Here is a 16,995-nt window from a genome sequence, read left to right as displayed (position 1 = left end):
CAGCATTATACCGAACAATCCGATGTCTGGACTACTGACATTGGCATGCGTATTCTGCCGTTACTGATACAAGGGAAACTTCGCTTATCCGAACACAGTAGAGTATTGGATATCGGTTGTGGTAGCGGACTTGACACCCGTATTTATAGTGAACTGAGTAGTCAGGTGACTGGAATAGATATCTATGAACATCCTGAATGGCGGTCGATACAAGAACAATTTGATAATATCACGTTTTATCGCGCCAACTTTCTTCAGCATCCTATAGATGAATATGATTTTGTCATTGACAATGGCTGCTTTCATCATCAGGAAAATGAAAATCTGTTGACCTATCTATTAAAAGTAAAGGAAATACTATCAGATAATGGTCATTTTATTCTTTCGACATTTTACGATCCAACGACACTGACGTATGTAGATAATTATGAACGAATACACCATTATTTTAGCGATCAAGATATTGAACAGAGACTAAATAGTGCAGGCTTTACTATTATGGACACAATTTATATCTATCGAAAAAAGTATAAGAATTATTATAGAATTTCTTTTTGCAAGAAAATATAGTAATAGAATGTTATTTTAATAAATTGGCGATATTATAGCCGTCACTCTGATACAGCTCGTCCTAAATTATAGATGATATGACGCTTCTCTTTTAGTACCGCAAGGCAACGCTCAGCTACCGTTTGCGACGCGCTCATTTGAGACCGTTGCAAACGAAAAAATTTCGCCCGAAACCATCACGTCCGTACCGCAATAGCGTGAAATTCCGGTAACGCTTTGCTAGTGTTACCGGTTAATCCCCTTTAAGTACAAAAAACATCAAGCCAGTGAATACATTAACCACCGCTACACCGAAAAAATCGGCGTCTTTTAGCGAAGGCGTATTTGATAGTCTGCCAATTGTTATCGGCTACATGCCTGTAGCATTCGCGTTTGGCATGAATGCCGTCAAATTAGGGTTTACTCCGCTGGAAGGCATTTTCCTTTCGTGCATCATTTACGCGGGCGCCAGCCAGTTCGTCATCACCGCGTTGCTCAGCGCCGGTATGTCCATCTGGGTGGCGGCGTTGACCGTCATGGCGATGGATGTTCGCCATGTGCTATATGGGCCGGCACTGCGGCATCGCATAACACAACGACTGCCGACCCGGAAAACTGCCCTGTGGGCTTTCGGCTTGACCGACGAAGTGTTTGCGGCGGCAGCCACCCGATTGGCAAAAGATAACCGACGTTGGTCAGAAGAGTGGATGATGGGCGTATCGCTTTTAGCCTGGCTCTCCTGGGTACTCGGCACGGTGATTGGTGCCGTGTTCGGTAACGGCCCATTGGATGACTACCCTGCCGTCGAAGCGGCGCTATCCTTCATGCTGCCCGCCCTTTTCCTGAGTTTTTTGCTCGCCTCCTTCAAACGGAAACAGAGCCTGGTTGTAGCCTGCGCGCTAGGAGGCGCACTGCTTGGATTGCTGCTCTCCTCCATCCCGGCCGCAATACTGCTCGGTATCCTCAGCGGCTGTCTGGCGTCGCTGGTTAATACCGCAACACCGCAGGTGAACATATGAGTACAGAAGTCATTCTTATCGGGCTGATTGTGGGGTTAGTGAACTATCTCTTTCGTTATTTACCTCTGAGGCTCAGCGCCTCACGCGCTTCAGGTTCACTGCAACGCGGCAAAAAGGCCTTGTTGCTTGATAGCATCGGCATTGCTTCGATCTGTGCGCTGCTGATCGTTTCCAGCGTGCCGGATATTCTCGCGCATCACGAAAAGCTGCTGCCAACACTGACGGGTTTTATTACGCTGACCGCCTGTTTTTATAAAACCCGTAGTATCGTTTTATCGACGCTACTGGGGGCGCTGTGCTACGGCATTGCTTTTAAACTGCTCTGAATACGCAGCGCAAATTATCAAATAAGATTTTGATTTAAATAAAGTAAGTGGCAAATAATCCTTACCTCCGGCTATTATCCGCTTACTTTCTGTCACATAAATAAGCACAATTTCCCACCCGAATGCCGTTTACCCATTTAGTAACATTAGTTACTATGCATACCGTGATTAATGAGGTTTATATAAAAAATGGACAGTTCATTCACTCCTATAGAACAAATGCTCGATCTGCGTGCTTCACGCAAACCCGGTTTCCCACGTCAGGAAGTTTTGTTACTGCGTCTATTCATGCATGTTCAAGGGAAAATCCTGGAACACAGAAATAGAATGCTGAAAGATCAAGGCATTAATGAAACCCTTTTTATGGCATTGCTGACGCTGGAATCCCAAGAGTCTTACAGTATTCAGCCGTCCGAACTCAGTGCTGCGCTGGGATCGTCACGCACGAATGCGACACGCATCGCTGACGATCTGGAAAAAAGAGGCTGGATAGAGCGACGCGAAAGCAATAGTGACAGGCGCTGCCTGCACCTCCATCTAACAGAAGAAGGCAAAGCCTTTCTTGGCCAACTGATTCCGCCACAGCATGACAGTCTCCATGTGCTTTGTTCAGCGCTTGAATCCGGCGAGCAAAAACAGCTTGAAACGCTGATGAGAAAGCTTCTGGTTCGGCTGGATGAAATGGACGATTTCGGCAACATATAGCAGAAAAACAACAACAAAAATCATAACCAGCACCTTTTTCTTTCACCCGGAACGACCCGATGCTTAGGTATCGGGCAGGTGAATTTTGCTGCGAAAAATACCCATAATCTTTCCGCAGCAGCAGCGTGTGACTTAGCACAACGGCAATTTCACGCTCCGATGGAGCCTCCCTCGGGCTGCGCAGCAATATGAATTCGCGACTATCGCCAGACGACGCTGTCTGGCGCAATGGCCGATACAAAGAAAATAAGAAGAGAGAGAGAGAACAGCATGAGTGAAAGTGTGGAAAATCAGGTGCCGCAGACGCCTCAAAGAAACAAGAAACAGCAGCGTAAGCGTGTGTTATCGCTGCTGACATTTATTTTCGTCGTGCTGGGCTGTGCGTGGCTAGTTTATTGGTTCCTGGTGCTCAGGCATCACCAAAGCACTGACGACGCCTACGTCGCAGGCAACCAGATTCAGATCATGGCGCAGGTTACGGGTAGCGTCACTCATGTGAACGTCGACAATACTGATTTTGTGAAGCAGGGACAGGTGTTAGTGGAGCTAGACCCCACCGATGCCCAACAGACATTCGAGCGCGCGAAAACCGCATTGGCCAACAGCGTGCGCCAAACGCATCAGTTGATTATCAACAGTAAGCAATATCAGGCCAACATCGAACTGCGTCAGACTGAACTGAATAAAGCACAAAGCGACTTGAGCCGCCGTGAAGCACTGGGCAGCGCGAATGCTATCGGGCGTGAAGAAGTACAGCATGCTCGCGATGCCGTCGCGACCGCCAAAGCCGCGCTGGAAGTCGCCAGACAACAATATCAGGGGAATCAGGCGATGATTCTGGATACGCCGCTTGAGCAGCAGCCAGCCATACAGCAAGCCTCTGTAGAAATGCGCGATGCCTGGCTGGCGCTACAGCGCACCAAAATCGTCAGCCCGATTGACGGCTATGTCTCACGCCGCAGCGTACAGATTGGCGCACGTATCTCTCCGACGTCAGCGCTGATGGCCGTGGTTCCCGCCAATCACCTGTGGGTCGATGCGAACTTTAAAGAGACGCAGCTAGCCAATATGCGTATCGGCCAGCTGGCTACCGTGATCGCGGATATCTACGGTGACGACGTCGTGTATCAGGGAAAAGTGGTCGGCCTCGATATGGGCACCGGTAGCGCATTTTCCCTGTTGCCCGCCCAGAATGCGACTGGCAACTGGATCAAAGTCGTTCAGCGCCTACCCGTCCGTATTGAGATCGATCCGAAGCAGGTCGCCGAGCATCCGTTACGTATCGGCCTGTCTGCTTTAGTGAATGTCGATACCGCCAATACCGAAGGCAGCGCGTTAGCAGAAACGTCACGTACCACACCAGCCTACCAAAGTGATGCGCTGACGTTGGATCTCACCCCCGTTAACCAAGACATTAGCGCCATTATTCAGGCGAATGCCGGTTAATCGACCAGGAGAGAAACGTGCAGAGAAAACCGCTTAAAGGCGCGAGTCTGGCCTGGATGACCGTTGCGCTGTCGCTGGCAACGTTCATGCAGGTACTGGACTCCACTATCGCCAACGTCGCTATTCCGACCATCGCCGGTAATCTGGGTGCGTCCAACTCACAGGGAACGTGGGTCATCACCTCGTTCGGGGTCGCTAATGCCATCTCTATTCCCATCACTGGCTGGCTAGCCAAGCGGTTCGGTGAAGTCCGCCTTTTTCTATGGTCAACCGCGCTCTTCGCCCTGACCTCCTGGCTGTGTGGCGTGTCCACCAGCCTGGAAATGCTGATTTTCGCCCGTGTATTGCAGGGGATCGTTGCCGGGCCGCTGATTCCCCTGTCACAGAGTTTGTTGTTAAGCAATTACCCTCCCGCGAAACGCAGCATCGCGCTGGCACTGTGGTCAATGACCGTGGTCGTTGCGCCGATCTGTGGCCCGATTTTGGGCGGCTGGATTAGCGATAACTATCACTGGGGCTGGATATTCTTCATCAACGTCCCACTCGGTATCGCGGTGGTGTTTATTGCCATGCAAACGCTGCGCGGGCGGGAAACCAAAACTGAGATCAGGCCTATCGATACCATCGGGCTGGCGTTGTTAGTTGTCGGTATCGGTAGCCTCCAGATGATGCTCGACCGCGGCAAAGAGCTGGACTGGTTTAACTCGACGGAAATCATCACCCTGACCGTGGTGGCGGTGATTGCAATCGCGTTCCTGATCGTCTGGGAACTGACGGATGACCATCCGGTGGTGGATTTGTCGCTGTTTAAATCGCGTAATTTCACCATTGGCTGCCTATGTATCAGCCTCGCCTATATGTTTTACTTCGGGGCGATCGTACTCCTGCCGCAGCTATTGCAGGAGGTGTATGGCTATACCGCCACCTGGGCTGGGCTGGCATCCGCACCCGTTGGGCTGATGCCAGTGGTGCTGTCGCCGATCATCGGTCGATTCGCGCCGCGTCTGGATATGCGCAAACTGGTGACGTTTAGCTTTATTATGTACGCCGTCTGCTTCTACTGGCGTGCATATACCTTCGAGCCGGGCATGGATTTCGGCGCGTCGGCCTGGCCGCAGTTCGTGCAAGGGTTTGCCGTCGCCTGCTTCTTCATGCCGCTGACGACCATCACGCTGTCGGGTCTTCCGCCTGAACGTTTGGCGGCCGCATCGAGTCTGTCGAACTTTGCCCGAACGCTGGCAGGCTCGATCGGAACCTCACTGACCACCACGCTCTGGACACAGAGGGAATCGCTGCACCATGCGCACCTGACGGAATCTATCACGCCGTATAATCCGATAGCGCAGGAAACGTACCAACAGCTTCAGGCAATGGGGATGAGTCAAACGCAGGCCTCGGCTTACATCGCAGAACAGATTACGGCACAGGGGCTGATTATCTCTGCCAATGAGATCTTTTGGGCCGCTGCGGGTGTATTTCTGGTACTGCTGGTGCTGGTCTGGTTCGCTAAACCGCCCTTTACCACCGGCGGTGGAGGCGCACACTAACCAGAATCATCTTCTCCCTTTCGGCCAGCCATTGGCCGAAAGGGGATTCTCTTACCACATCCGACCTTTCCCTGATTAGTCGACTGTTTCCCCAACTGTTATAGCGCGATAACGAATAAGGATTTACAGATTCGGGATAAACATATTTTCACATTCCGATTACAATGCGCCTCTTTTATTCGGGGATTGAGTGGTTCTTCTATGTCACAGGTTTTACATTTCATTTTGGCAACGACCGCCATTTTTTTACTGGCCTTACTCGTCAGTCACGACAGAAAACGCATCCGACTGCGCTTTATTGTGCAACTGCTGGTGATTGAAATTTTACTGGCCTATTTCCTTTTGCATTCCAGCATCGGGCTTAACGCGATTAGCGCCTTTGCCGGTTTGTTTGAAAAGCTATTATCTTTCGCCAATCAGGGGACCGATTTCGTATTTGGCGGCATGAACGCACAGGGGCTTTCCTTTATTTTCCTCAATGTGCTCTGCCCTATCGTCTTTATTTCCGCGCTGATTGGAATTTTGCAGCACTGGCGCATTTTACCGTTGATCATCAAAGGCATCGGCACGCTGCTGTCCAAAGTTAACGGGATGGGGAAACTGGAGTCATTTAACGCCGTGAGTACGTTGATGCTTGGGCAATCGGAGAATTTTATCGTCTATAAGGGCATCCTCGCCGACATGTCGCCACGGCGGATGTACACGATGGCCGCGACAGCCATGTCAACGGTTTCCATGTCGATTATCAGCGCCTACATGACCATGCTGGACGCTAAATACGTCGTTGCAGCGCTGATTCTGAATATGTTCAGTACCTTTATCATTCTGTCGATTATCAACCCTTACCAGCCTGACGACGAACCGGAACTGAAGCTGGAAAAGCTGCACGAAGACCAGAGCTTCTTTGAAATGCTGGGGGAATATATTCTTGCCGGTTTTAAAGTCGCGATGATTATTATGGCGATGTTAATCGGTTTTGTGGCCTTGATTGCTGCCGTCAATGCGCTATTCAGCACCGTCTTCGGCATTAGTTTCCAGGCTATCATGGGCTATGTTTTTTCACCGCTGGCGTGGCTTATCGGCATTCCGTCTTCCGATATTCTGAACGCGGGCAGCATCATGGCGACCAAGTTGGTGGCGAATGAATTTGTTGCCATGATCGAATTGAAGAAGATCGCAGCAGAGATGTCACCACGCGGTCTGGGAATTCTGTCTGTCTTCCTGATTTCCTTCGCCAACTTTGCGTCAATCGGCATTATTGCAGGCGCCATCAAAGGGCTGAATGAAGCACAGGGCAACGTGGTATCGCGCTTCGGTCTGAAGCTGGTTTACGGTTCTACGCTGGTGAGTTTACTGTCTGCGGCAGTCGCGGGACTGGTGCTGTAGTTCGTGATAAAAGTCAGTCGAGCGGTGATAATGGGTAGATCGTAAAGACGCTGTGAATACATCCCTGTACGCTCGGATTGCGCAGATATGAATCTCATCCCTGAGATTCACTCTTTCAGAGCCGTCGCAAGCGACGTTCAAAAACGTTCCTGACGTTTTTGTCCATGGCGCAAACGCTTTACTCTTCTATCCCATTATCACCGTTCTTGTTCTGTCGATGGGATTACAAACGATATGAATCAGCCCCTGAAAAGGGGCTGATGATAAAAATCAGAACGCGACGCAGACAGGAGCATCAATCCGCATGACGGATTCCTGCGCGAAACGTGATTTGTAGGTAGTGCGCAGCGCTTCAATATCACGCTCCCGATCGGGGCCGTGAATCAACATCAGCGCCTTGCTGCTCTCTCGGGCAACCACGCCATCATTCCCTAACCATTGTCCTTTGGCATCAAACACCGTCAGCCCTTCTTTAAAGCGTGGCGTAACGTCACCGTCCAAAAAGGCTTTCCACTCGGCATCGGAAATCACCGAGCCAGCAGGACGATTCAAACCAAAATACAGCGTAGTTTGTACCTGTTTGTCGCCAATCTGGCATACATCAGCGCGTGGTGCAGCGGCAACAGCAGTGGATGAACGTGGCAACGAACTGCAACCGCTTGCCAGCAATGCGCCCAACAGTAACGATACCGCGATAACTTTCTGCTTTTTCTGCTTCATCGATCGTTCTCTCATCCGTGGTAATGTCTTCTCAGAGGGGGATTGCCCTCTGAGAATCGACACGTGATATCAGGCTTGGTTCTGCCGCCACCACTCGGACAGCAAAATGCCCGTTGCGACTGAAATGTTCAGGCTTTCAACCTTACCCGTACCGCCGATAGAGACTTTCACGTCCCCTTGTTGCCAGGCGCTATCCGACAGACCATCACCTTCCTGACCCAGCACAATCACGGTTTTCGCCGGAAGCGTCGCTTTCGACAACGCCGTCCCCTTATGACTCGAGGTGGTCACGATGGTGTAACCTGCGTGACGGAATTCAGCGAGTACAGACAGGAAATCGTCAGCGTTGATCGCTTTAACGTGTTCCGCACCGCCTTCTGCCGTGCGTACCGCCGCACCGGATTCCAGCAGCGCTGCATCCTGAACCAGCACGCCTTTCACGCCGAAATGCGCACAGCTACGCATAATACCGCCGAGGTTGTGCGGGTTACCCACATCTTCCAGCGCCAGCACACAGTCACTCTCGCCAACCGTTTTCAGATACTCACGCACATCCATACCCTGACGCTTTTTAATCAGGAAACAGACGCCGCCATGGTGTTCGGTGCCGGAAGCCTTAATCAGCTCTTCCTCTTCCACGACGTGATAAGCCTTGCGGTTTGCCGCCATCCAGCGCAGTGCATCGCGGAAACGCGGCGTCACTTCTTGCAGGAACCAGGCACGAACGATCACTTCAGAACGGTTTTTAAACAGCGCCTGACAGGCATTTTCACCGTAGACTCGCGTTTCTTCCTGACGCTGGCGACGCAGTTGCTCAGGATCGATCTGGCTCTTGCCAGTAATACCGCCGTGATCCGGCGTATCGCTATCGCTTGGCGCACGAGACACGGTTTTCCACGGTGATTCATAGCCACCGGTATCGTCACCGCGCGGCCGGCGAGGCTTATCACCGCTGCGTTCGTTACGATCTTTATTGCCCCACGGCGATTTCGCACTGCTATCGCCGTCACGGGACGGATTTTCCCGGGCATAGCGCGGGTTAACATCACGCGGGTGCTTCGGCTTTTCACGCTGATCGCGAGAGCCACCACCATCACGCCGATCGCCACGGCGATCTTTGTCAGCAGGGCGCTTGTTTTTATTCTCTTTCTCGCCCTCATCATCACTGCGGACGTACATCACACGGACTTTGCCGCTTTTACTATTGAATGAATCGCTCATTGTTCTCTCCACCTACGCGCTGGGCGCGAAGATTACCTTATGTACACCCGCTTAGCCACACGCTTGTGGTAAAAGAGCGCTAACAGTCAGAAGCTATTGTAGCTATTGGGCAAACCACGTTGTTGCCATAATGTCTCCCCACCATAATTTATTCACTCTTAAGCAACATGCCGTTGACGTTCCAATGCCGTATTACGCGCATTTTATCAGCGACATCTTTATTTTAGCCCTTTTATCTGAGGCCCTGTTATGAATACGGTATGTGGATCTTGCCAAACAACCAATCGCCTGCCTGAAGCGCGTATTGATGACCATGCAAAATGTGGTCGTTGCGGAGAAACCTTATTCAGCGGTGACGTCATCAATGCGACAGAAGCAACGCTCGATAAGCTGTTACAGGACGATCTTCCCATCGTGGTCGATTTCTGGGCACCCTGGTGCGGCCCCTGCGTTAACTTTGCCCCTGTGTTTGAAAACGTCGCACAGGAGCGGAGCGGGAAAATCCGCTTTATTAAGGTCAATACTGAAGCCGAACCGTCACTCAGCGCACGTTTCCGTATCCGCAGCATCCCAACCCTCATGATCTTCAAACAGGGCCAGATGGTCGACATTCTCAACGGCGCGCTGCCGAAAGCGCAGTTTGAGGAGTGGTTGGATGAATCACTGTAGAAAACGGTGAGGCATTATTGTCTCGCCTCTTTTGGTCAACCCGCCTGTCGATTAGAATGTCGTCTTTCTGAACCTGCTTCCCAATAATTAACATGAAGCGGGTTCGTTGCAAAATCTCATGGCGTCATCTATTTCATGCTCAACCGCCCTTTCGTGAACAACGATCCTTTAGTGAACAACAATGCCGTACTCCGCCTGCGTCAGCAACGTCTTGAGCAGTCAACCAAACCGTTTCGCGCCCGTGGCTGCCGCGTAGTTCGTTGTCAGCAGTGTTTATTACCCGCAACCAATTGTCTGTGCCACACCGTTCAGGCGCAGGAGTCCCGCAGCCGCGTCTGTCTGGTAATGTTTGATACCGAACCGTTAAAGCCGAGCAATACCGGACGCCTCATTGCCGATATTCTTCCCGAGACGCAGGCATTTCGCTGGTCACGCACCGAGCCAGACCCCGAATTGCTGGCTACTCTGCAAAACCCGGACGTTCAGCCTTATTTGGTCTTCCTTGCCGATGCAGCGGAAGAAGGACGTCAGGTGTTTCACCAGCTTCCCGTAACGGAAAAGCCCGCCCTATTTGTCTTACTTGATGGAACGTGGCCGGAAGCGCGTAAAATGTTCCGCAAAAGCCCTTATCTGGACAACCTGCCGATCCTGTCGTTGAATGTAGAGGCACTGTCCCGCTATCAATTGCGTGAAGCCAGCAGCGCAGGGCAGCACTGTACCGCCGAGATTGCCATCGCCCTGCTCGCACAGGCGGGGGATATCGTCGCGGCCGACGCGCTATCCCAGCATTTTGACCGTTTCCGACGGCATTATCTGGCGGGGAAATCACACCACAGCTTGCGAGAAAGTTTACCCATCGTCACAGCACAACCGGCAGAAAGCGTTTAGTATCAAAGGGGATTGATGTGAAGGAGTGACGCATGAGCCAGCGCGGATTGGAAGCACTGTTACGCCCTAAGTCTATCGCCGTTCTCGGCGCGTCCGAAAAACCGGGAAGAGCCGGTTTTCTGATGATGAAAAACCTGCTCGACGGCCATTTCAGCGGCCCCGTGCTGCCTGTTACGCCGAAATATCGTGCCGTTTGCGGCGTGCTGGCCTATCCGACTGTCGCCAGCCTGCCCATGACGCCAGACCTTGCTGTAATTTGTACCAACGCCAGCCGCAATCTCACGCTGTTAGAAGCGTTGGGGCAGAAAGGCTGTAAAACGGTCATCATCCTCTCCGCACCGCCGACCCAGTTCAGCGAGTTAAAAGCCTGCGCCGCGCGCTACCACATGCGCTTGCTTGGCCCTAACAGTCTCGGGCTACTCGCCCCCTGGCAAGGCCTGAACGCCAGTTTCTCCCCTGTACCAATTATGAAAGGCAAGCTGGCATTCATTTCGCAGTCGGCCGCTGTGTCCAACACGATACTGGACTGGGCGCAGCAGCGCGGTATTGGCTTTTCCTATTTTATCGCTCTGGGCGACAGTCTGGATATCGATGTCGATGACCTGTTAGATTTTCTGGCACGCGACGGCAAAACCAGTGCGATTCTGTTGCATCTGGAACACGTCAGCGATGCGCGCCGCTTTCTTTCCGCTTCTCGCAGCGCCTCCCGAAATAAACCGATACTGGTGATAAAAAGCGGTCGTAGCCAGCAGGCACAGCAGTTGCTGAATGACCAACGCCACGGCCTGGATGCTGCCTATGACGCCGCCATTCAACGTGCAGGTTTACTGCGGGTACGGGATACGCATGAGCTTTTTTCCGCCGTAGAAACCTTAAGCCATCTGCGTCCGCTACGTGGGGAACGCTTGATGCTGGTGAGCAATGGTGCATCACCCGCCGCACAGGCGCTGGATCAACTCCTCAGTCGGCAAGGCAAACTCGCACAGCTCAGTGATGCGACACGACAAGCACTACAGGAAGCCTTGCCGCATTCCATCGCTATCGGCAATCCGCTCGATCTGCGTGATGATGCAACCGCAGCCCGCTATCTAGCAGCCGTTTCGGTATTACTGGACAGCGATGACGTCGATGCCCTCTTGATCATTCACGCGCCCAGCGCCGCCGCTCCCGGCACCGAGTGTGCCGCACAGCTGATTACGCTCTTCCAACAGCATCCGCGTGGAAAAAGAATTACGCTGCTGACCAACTGGTGTGGTGAATTCTCCTCACAGGAAGCACGACGCTTGTTTAACGACGCTGGCATTCCTACTTATCGCACCCCAGAAGGGGCGGTAACGGCATTTATGCATATCGTCGAGTATCGACGTAATCAGAAACAGCTAAAGGAAACGCCAGCACTGCCGCTGAATTTAGGCATCAATGCCAGCCAGGCACATGCGCTGATTCATCAGGCACTGTCAGACGGTGTGACTCAGCTCGATACGCATGAAGTCCAGCCGATCCTACAAGCTTATGGGTTGGATACGTTACCCACCTGGATTGCTGGCGACAGTGCCGAAGCCGTTCATATCGCCGAGCAAATTGGCTATCCGGTCGCAATTAAGCTGAGATCGCCAGATATTCCGCATAAATCGGAAGTACAGGGGGTCATGCTCTATCTGCGAACCGCCAGAGAAGTCCAACAGGCGGCAGATGCCATTCTCGACCGAGTGAAGCGCACTTATCCGCAGGCGCGCATTTACGGCCTGCTGGTGCAGAGCATGGCAAATCGTGCTGGTGCGCAAGAACTTAGGATTGCCGTTGAACAAGATCCCGTTTTCGGTCCATTGATTATGCTGGGAGAAGGGGGGGTTGAGTGGCGAGAAAAACAGGCTGCCGTCGCCCTGCCCCCACTGAATATGACGCTGGCTCGCTATTTGGTATTGCAGGCAGTGAAAGGCGGCAAGATTCGGGAATACAGCGCGTTGCGCCCGCTCGATATTCCCGCGCTCAGCCGCTTGCTGGTTCAGGTTTCCAACCTGATTCTCGACTGCCCTGAAATTTCCCGGCTAGATATTCATCCTCTGCTGGCGTCAGGAGATACCTTTACGCTACTGGATGTCACGCTACATCTGACGCCGTTCAGTGGCGATCCGCAGTCGAGGCTGGCAATCCGCCCTTATCCACATGAGCTAGAAGAAACGGTCGTCCTTAAAAATAGTGATGTTTGCCTGTTCCGACCAATCTTGCCGGAAGATGAACCACTGCTCAGCGCGTTCATTGCCAGGGTGACGAAGGAAGATTTGTATTACCGTTATTTCAGCGAAATTAATGAATTTACTCACGAAGACTTAGCCAATATGACACAAATTGACTACGATCGTGAGATGGCATTCGTTGCTGTACGCCAGATCGGAGAAGAGAATGAAATTATTGGCGTAACGCGCGCAATTTCCGATCCAGACAACACGGATGCGGAATTTGCCGTGCTGGTGCGATCCGATCTAAAAGGGCTCGGCCTTGGCAGACGGCTGTTGGAAAAGCTGATTGATTACGCTCAAGCACATGGTCTCTCACGCTTGACGGGCATTACCATGCCGCATAATCAAGGTATGATCCAGCTGTCCAAAAAGCTCGGTTTTCACATCGATGTGCAATTAGAAGAGGGCATTGTGACACTGGAATTGCCGCTGAAGAATTGATAGCAAGACGTGACATAGCTCTTGCAACGGGAATTGTGATACCGATTCAATGACAAAACAGACTCACAACAGCCGGAAAGTAATGGTATTATCGCCCATTCGGCTACTCCTTAACTTTTGATAATGACCAGAAGGTCATATACCCTAGCGCAGCTCGAAGTATGATGGGTATAAACTGATGAGAGAAGAAACGCACTGTGATGCTGTCAAATTTTAAACGCAATAAATACCAACAGCACCTTGCACAACTGCCCAGAATTCCTCAGAACGCAGATGATGTTCAGACATTGCATTCGCCTGAGCTGTTCCGCACAACACTGATTAACGCCATTTTAAGTGCCAAGAAACGCATCTATATCGTGGCGTTGTATCTTGAGCGTGATGATGGCGGCATGGGAATTCTATCCGCAATTTATGAAGCCAAACGGCAATGCCCAGAGCTGGATGTCCGCGTTCTGGTAGACTGGCATCGTGCTCAGCGTGGCAGGATCGGCGCAGCGGCAGAAAATACCAATGCCGATTGGTATTGTGATATGGCGAAAAAACATCCAGATACGCATTTCCCTATCTACGGTATTCCGGTCAACACACGTGAAGCGTTGGGCGTGCTGCACCTGAAAGGGTTCATTGTCGATGACACGGTCATCTACAGCGGAGCCAGCCTGAATGATGTTTACCTGCATCAACATCAGAAATACCGTTATGACCGCTATCAGCTCATTCATAATCCAGCATTGGCTGAAACGATGGTGCAATATATCCAGACCATGCTGTCGGCTCCGGCAGTGCAACGGTTAGATCATACCGATCGTCCGAAGAGTCTGGAGATCAAAAATGATATCAAACAATTCCGTCAGGCATTACGTACCGCCAATTATATTGCCCCTGAACACAGCGCAAATGCGAATGAATTAACCGTCACGCCACTGGTTGGGCTAGGCAAGCAAAGCCCGCTGAATAAGACCATACATCACCTGATGTATTGCGCTAATGAACATTTGGTCATCTGTACCCCGTATTTCAACCTACCTGCGCTGCTGGTCAGAAATATCATCCGACTATTGCGGGACGGCAAAAAAGTAGAAATTATTATCGGCGATAAAACCGCTAACGATTTCTACATTCCAGAAGACCAGCCCTTCAAAATCATCGGTGCATTGCCGTATCTCTACGAGATCAACCTTCGCCGTTTCCTGAGTCGTCTGGAGCGCTACATTGAGAACGAGCAGCTTGTTGTGCGGCTATGGAAAGACGGTGATAACAGCTTCCACCTGAAAGGCATGTGGGTAGATGATAAGTGGCAGTTGCTGACGGGAAACAACCTTAACCCACGCGCGTGGCGCTTGGATCTGGAAAACGCCATACTGATCCACGATCCTCAGCAAGTGCTGTTACAGCAACGTCTGGATGAGCTGGACACGATAAGAACGCACACTCAGGTTGTAAAAAGCTATATGGAGCTGGAAAGCATCGCGCAATATCCAGTGAAAGTCCGCAAGCTCATACGACGTCTGCGCCGTATTCGTATAGACCGGCTCATCAGTCGTATTCTCTAAAACCTGCGCTATACTCTGAAAAACCTCGGCTCCCGAGGTTTTTTATTATGGGGAAAGCTATGCGCGTACTGTGTATTGCCGCAATGATTTGCTGCTCGGGGTGTAGCCATATCGCGCAAGATCGTTGGACGGGGCAGGATAAAGCCCAACACTTTCTCGCCTCAGCCGCTATCAGCGCAGCCGGGTATGAATATGGTACTCATCAGCGCTGGAGTACAGACCGTAGCGGAGGATTCGGCATTATGTTGGCAATCAGTGTGGGTATGGCAAAAGAGCTTTATGATAGTCGGGAAGGCGGAACAGGATGGAGCTGGCAAGATCTTGTTTGGGATATAGCCGGTGCAACCACCGGCTATGCATTATGGCAATTATCTGAACACTAAAGCTTAATCCCTTTGCCTTTACGATGCAGCGTTAATGACACAATAAACGCAACCGCCCCCATCGCTGAGACATACCAAAAGAAAGCCGTTTCCATACCAAACGATTTAAGCGAAAGTGCAACATATTCAGCAGACCCACCAAACAGTGCATTAGCCACCGCATAAGATAAGCCTACGCCTAACGCACGGACTTCTGGCGGAAACATTTCTGCTTTTAAAATGCCGCTGATCGACGTGTAGAAACTGACAATAATCAGTGAAAGCATCACTAGAGAGAAAGCAAGAACAGGGCTAGTCACACTCTGTAAAACCGTCAGAATGGGAACCGTCAGCAGTGCCGCAAGTCCACCGAAGCAGAGCATTGAACTACGACGGCCAATCTTATCCGACATCGCACCAAAGAAAGGTTGCAGCAGCATAAAGATAAACAGGGCGAGGGTCATTAGCCCGCTGGCGGTTTTCGCATGCATCCCTGCGGTATTCACCAGATACTTTTGCATATAAGTGGTGAATGTATAAAAAGCCAAAGAACCACCGGCCGTAAACCCCAGTACCGTAATAAAGGCGCGGCGATGTTTCCACAGTCCAGCAAGAGAGCCAGCATCTTTGTGTTCGCGCGTTGATTTATCAGATGTTTCATTCAGAGAGCGGCGTAAATAAAGTGCAACAATTGCCAAAATAGCGCCGAGAGCAAAAGGAATACGCCATCCCCACGCCCGTAAGTCTTCATCACTCAGAATCTGCTGCAATATGACAACCACTAACAGCGCCAGCAGTTGACCGCCAATCAGCGTGACATATTGGAAAGAAGCATAGAACCCCTTTCTTCCCTCAACCGCGACTTCACTCATATACGTTGCACTGGTGCCGTATTCCCCACCGACAGAGAGCCCCTGAAATAAACGAGCTAATAGCAGCAAAAAGGGTGCCCAGGTACCAATGGTTTCATATCCAGGCAGACAGGCAATCACCAGAGATCCAAAACACATCATGCAAACCGAAATAAGCATTGAATTTTTACGACCATGCTTGTCAGCAATGTAACCGAAAAGCCAGCCGCCAATCGGTCTCATTAAAAAGCCTGCTGCAAAAACCCCTGCTGTTTGTAGTAATTGAGTCGTGGTATTTCCCGAAGGGAAAAAGATATGGGCAAAATAGATTGAGCAAAAGGAATAAACATAAAAGTCAAACCACTCAACCAGATTGCCCGATGAAGCGCCAACTATAGCTCGGATACGCTGACGCGTATCTTTCGCCTTCTCCGTTAGATCAGTCATCTTATTTTATTCTCCTGTTTTTCCGGGCATAAAACGATGCCCGCTATAGTAAAGCAGCACTTAAACCCTGAGGCAAAAAGTTCCTGATTGTAATAATTTATTAATGTAACAACGCAAGCAGTGCCTTTATTATCCTTAACAGAAACACGGATAAATAAAGCAGTAACAAACAGGATGTTATTATGAGATGGGTTAATAAGAAGATAGGCGAGTCTATTCAGGTAAAAGGAAGAGTTTATTCTCCTGAAATAGAAATAAACAAAAGGCCATCCTGTTAAGGATGGCCTTTTATCTTAATTGAAACCTGGCAGTTCCCTACTCTCACATGGGGAAGCCCCACACTACCATCGGCGCTACGGCGTTTCACTTCTGAGTTCGGCATGGGGTCAGGTGGGACCACCGCGCTATCGCCGCCAGGTAAATTCTTTTTTTAAGCCGAACATTAACCCAAAACACTGGTGCTGATACCCAGAGTCGAACTGGGGACCTCACCCTTACCAAGGGTGCGCTCTACCAACTGAGCCATATCAGCGCACCTGTATAATTTGATGCCTGGCAGTTCCCTACTCTCACATGGGGAAGCCCCACACTACCATCGGCGCTACGGCGTTTCACTTCTGAG

Annotated in this window: 15 protein-coding genes, 1 tRNA gene and 1 rRNA gene; 12 read left to right on the top strand and 5 right to left on the bottom strand. The window is 50.9% G+C overall.

Going from position 1 to position 16,995, the window contains the following annotated elements; all coding sequences use genetic code 11:
- The 7 genes from EDI29_RS21780 to EDI29_RS21750 form a co-directional block, all read left to right on the top strand.
- Window positions 1-570 (top strand): class I SAM-dependent methyltransferase (locus EDI29_RS21780; protein WP_137742550.1); only part of this gene is annotated, 570 nt, incomplete at its 5' end.
- Window positions 571-836: 266 nt separating this feature from the next.
- On the top strand, window positions 837-1,568 hold the full coding sequence (locus EDI29_RS21775; protein ID WP_137742549.1) for an AzlC family ABC transporter permease: 732 nt from the start codon (window positions 837-839) through the stop codon (window positions 1,566-1,568).
- Entirely contained in the window at window positions 1,565-1,894 is a 330-nt protein-coding gene (ygaH, locus tag EDI29_RS21770; protein WP_107171024.1) for an L-valine transporter subunit YgaH, read from the top strand. The genes EDI29_RS21775 and ygaH overlap by 4 nt, the downstream gene beginning before the upstream one ends.
- A 189-nt stretch (window positions 1,895-2,083) precedes the next feature.
- On the top strand, window positions 2,084-2,599 hold the full coding sequence (gene mprA, locus EDI29_RS21765) for a transcriptional repressor MprA (RefSeq protein ID WP_137742548.1): 516 nt from the start codon (window positions 2,084-2,086) through the stop codon (window positions 2,597-2,599).
- Between the two features lie 270 nt (window positions 2,600-2,869).
- Entirely contained in the window at window positions 2,870-4,045 is a 1,176-nt protein-coding gene (gene emrA / locus EDI29_RS21760) for a multidrug efflux MFS transporter periplasmic adaptor subunit EmrA (protein ID WP_137742547.1), read from the top strand.
- Between the two features lie 17 nt (window positions 4,046-4,062).
- On the top strand, window positions 4,063-5,592 hold the full coding sequence (gene emrB / locus EDI29_RS21755) for a multidrug efflux MFS transporter permease subunit EmrB (RefSeq protein ID WP_137742546.1): 1,530 nt from the start codon (window positions 4,063-4,065) through the stop codon (window positions 5,590-5,592).
- 201 nt (window positions 5,593-5,793) lie between these two features.
- The gene (locus tag EDI29_RS21750; RefSeq protein ID WP_137742545.1) at window positions 5,794-6,978 is read left to right on the top strand and encodes a NupC/NupG family nucleoside CNT transporter; all 1,185 of its coding nucleotides are present in this window, start codon (window positions 5,794-5,796) and stop codon (window positions 6,976-6,978) included.
- 270 nt (window positions 6,979-7,248) lie between these two features.
- Here EDI29_RS21750 and EDI29_RS21745 read toward each other — a convergent pair whose 3' ends face one another.
- Together EDI29_RS21745 and EDI29_RS21740 are read right to left on the bottom strand one after the other, a co-directional pair.
- Window positions 7,249-7,698 carry a DUF3574 domain-containing protein gene (locus EDI29_RS21745; RefSeq protein WP_137742544.1) on the bottom strand — a complete coding sequence of 150 codons (450 nt, stop codon included), beginning with the start codon at window positions 7,696-7,698 and terminating at the stop codon, window positions 7,249-7,251.
- Window positions 7,699-7,767: 69 nt separating this feature from the next.
- Entirely contained in the window at window positions 7,768-8,919 is a 1,152-nt protein-coding gene (locus EDI29_RS21740) for a tRNA/rRNA methyltransferase (protein WP_137742543.1), read from the bottom strand.
- 249 nt (window positions 8,920-9,168) lie between these two features.
- Between EDI29_RS21740 and trxC the strand changes: the two genes are divergently transcribed.
- The 5 genes from trxC to EDI29_RS21715 all read left to right on the top strand — a co-directional run bounded on the left by trxC (window position 9,169) and on the right by EDI29_RS21715 (window position 15,096).
- On the top strand, window positions 9,169-9,588 hold the full coding sequence (trxC, locus tag EDI29_RS21735) for a thioredoxin TrxC (protein ID WP_137742542.1): 420 nt from the start codon (window positions 9,169-9,171) through the stop codon (window positions 9,586-9,588).
- Window positions 9,589-9,723: 135 nt separating this feature from the next.
- Complete coding sequence (locus EDI29_RS21730) at window positions 9,724-10,476, top strand: tRNA-uridine aminocarboxypropyltransferase (RefSeq protein WP_137742541.1); 753 nt, start codon at window positions 9,724-9,726, stop codon at window positions 10,474-10,476.
- Window positions 10,477-10,508: 32 nt separating this feature from the next.
- Window positions 10,509-13,157: a bifunctional acetate--CoA ligase family protein/GNAT family N-acetyltransferase gene (locus EDI29_RS21725; RefSeq protein ID WP_137742540.1), complete on the top strand. Its 2,649-nt coding sequence runs from the start codon at window positions 10,509-10,511 to the stop codon at window positions 13,155-13,157.
- Window positions 13,158-13,357: 200 nt separating this feature from the next.
- Window positions 13,358-14,713 carry a CDP-diacylglycerol--serine O-phosphatidyltransferase gene (gene pssA, locus EDI29_RS21720; protein WP_137742539.1) on the top strand — a complete coding sequence of 452 codons (1,356 nt, stop codon included), beginning with the start codon at window positions 13,358-13,360 and terminating at the stop codon, window positions 14,711-14,713.
- A 59-nt stretch (window positions 14,714-14,772) separates the two neighbouring features.
- On the top strand, window positions 14,773-15,096 hold the full coding sequence (locus tag EDI29_RS21715) for a YfiM family lipoprotein (protein WP_137742551.1): 324 nt from the start codon (window positions 14,773-14,775) through the stop codon (window positions 15,094-15,096).
- Here the strand turns inward: EDI29_RS21715 and EDI29_RS21710 are convergent.
- The 3 genes from EDI29_RS21710 to EDI29_RS21700 all read right to left on the bottom strand — a co-directional run bounded on the left by EDI29_RS21710 (window position 15,093) and on the right by EDI29_RS21700 (window position 16,905).
- Window positions 15,093-16,373, bottom strand: coding sequence for an MFS transporter (locus tag EDI29_RS21710; protein WP_137742538.1), 1,281 nt, complete (start codon window positions 16,371-16,373; stop codon window positions 15,093-15,095). The genes EDI29_RS21715 and EDI29_RS21710 overlap by 4 nt on opposite strands.
- A 302-nt stretch (window positions 16,374-16,675) precedes the next feature.
- Window positions 16,676-16,791: ribosomal RNA gene (gene rrf / locus EDI29_RS21705) — 5S ribosomal RNA — on the bottom strand.
- Window positions 16,792-16,829: 38 nt separating this feature from the next.
- Window positions 16,830-16,905 (bottom strand) — tRNA-Thr (locus EDI29_RS21700).
- Between the last annotated feature and the right edge of the window lie 90 nt (window positions 16,906-16,995).

It is taken from the genome of Pectobacterium polonicum (assembly GCF_005497185.1).
GTDB classification, from domain to species: Bacteria; Pseudomonadota; Gammaproteobacteria; order Enterobacterales; family Enterobacteriaceae; genus Pectobacterium; species Pectobacterium polonicum.
This window is presented reverse-complemented; position numbering and strand designations above follow the sequence as displayed.

Excerpts from the sequence above, each read along its gene's own strand:
- ygaH (WP_107171024.1), top strand. The coding sequence starts at position 1,565 with ATGAGTACAGAAGTCATTCTTATCGGGCTGATTGTGGGGTTAGTGAAC.
- mprA (WP_137742548.1), top strand. The coding sequence starts at position 2,084 with ATGGACAGTTCATTCACTCCTATAGAACAAATGCTCGATCTGCGTGCT.
- emrA (WP_137742547.1), top strand. The coding sequence starts at position 2,870 with ATGAGTGAAAGTGTGGAAAATCAGGTGCCGCAGACGCCTCAAAGAAAC.
- EDI29_RS21750 (WP_137742545.1), top strand. The coding sequence starts at position 5,794 with ATGTCACAGGTTTTACATTTCATTTTGGCAACGACCGCCATTTTTTTA.
- EDI29_RS21745 (WP_137742544.1), bottom strand. The coding sequence starts at position 7,698 with ATGAAGCAGAAAAAGCAGAAAGTTATCGCGGTATCGTTACTGTTGGGC.
- EDI29_RS21740 (WP_137742543.1), bottom strand. The coding sequence starts at position 8,919 with ATGAGCGATTCATTCAATAGTAAAAGCGGCAAAGTCCGTGTGATGTAC.
- trxC (WP_137742542.1), top strand. The coding sequence starts at position 9,169 with ATGAATACGGTATGTGGATCTTGCCAAACAACCAATCGCCTGCCTGAA.
- EDI29_RS21730 (WP_137742541.1), top strand. The coding sequence starts at position 9,724 with ATGCTCAACCGCCCTTTCGTGAACAACGATCCTTTAGTGAACAACAAT.
- EDI29_RS21725 (WP_137742540.1), top strand. The coding sequence starts at position 10,509 with ATGAGCCAGCGCGGATTGGAAGCACTGTTACGCCCTAAGTCTATCGCC.
- pssA (WP_137742539.1), top strand. The coding sequence starts at position 13,358 with ATGCTGTCAAATTTTAAACGCAATAAATACCAACAGCACCTTGCACAA.
- EDI29_RS21715 (WP_137742551.1), top strand. The coding sequence starts at position 14,773 with ATGCGCGTACTGTGTATTGCCGCAATGATTTGCTGCTCGGGGTGTAGC.
- EDI29_RS21710 (WP_137742538.1), bottom strand. The coding sequence starts at position 16,373 with ATGACTGATCTAACGGAGAAGGCGAAAGATACGCGTCAGCGTATCCGA.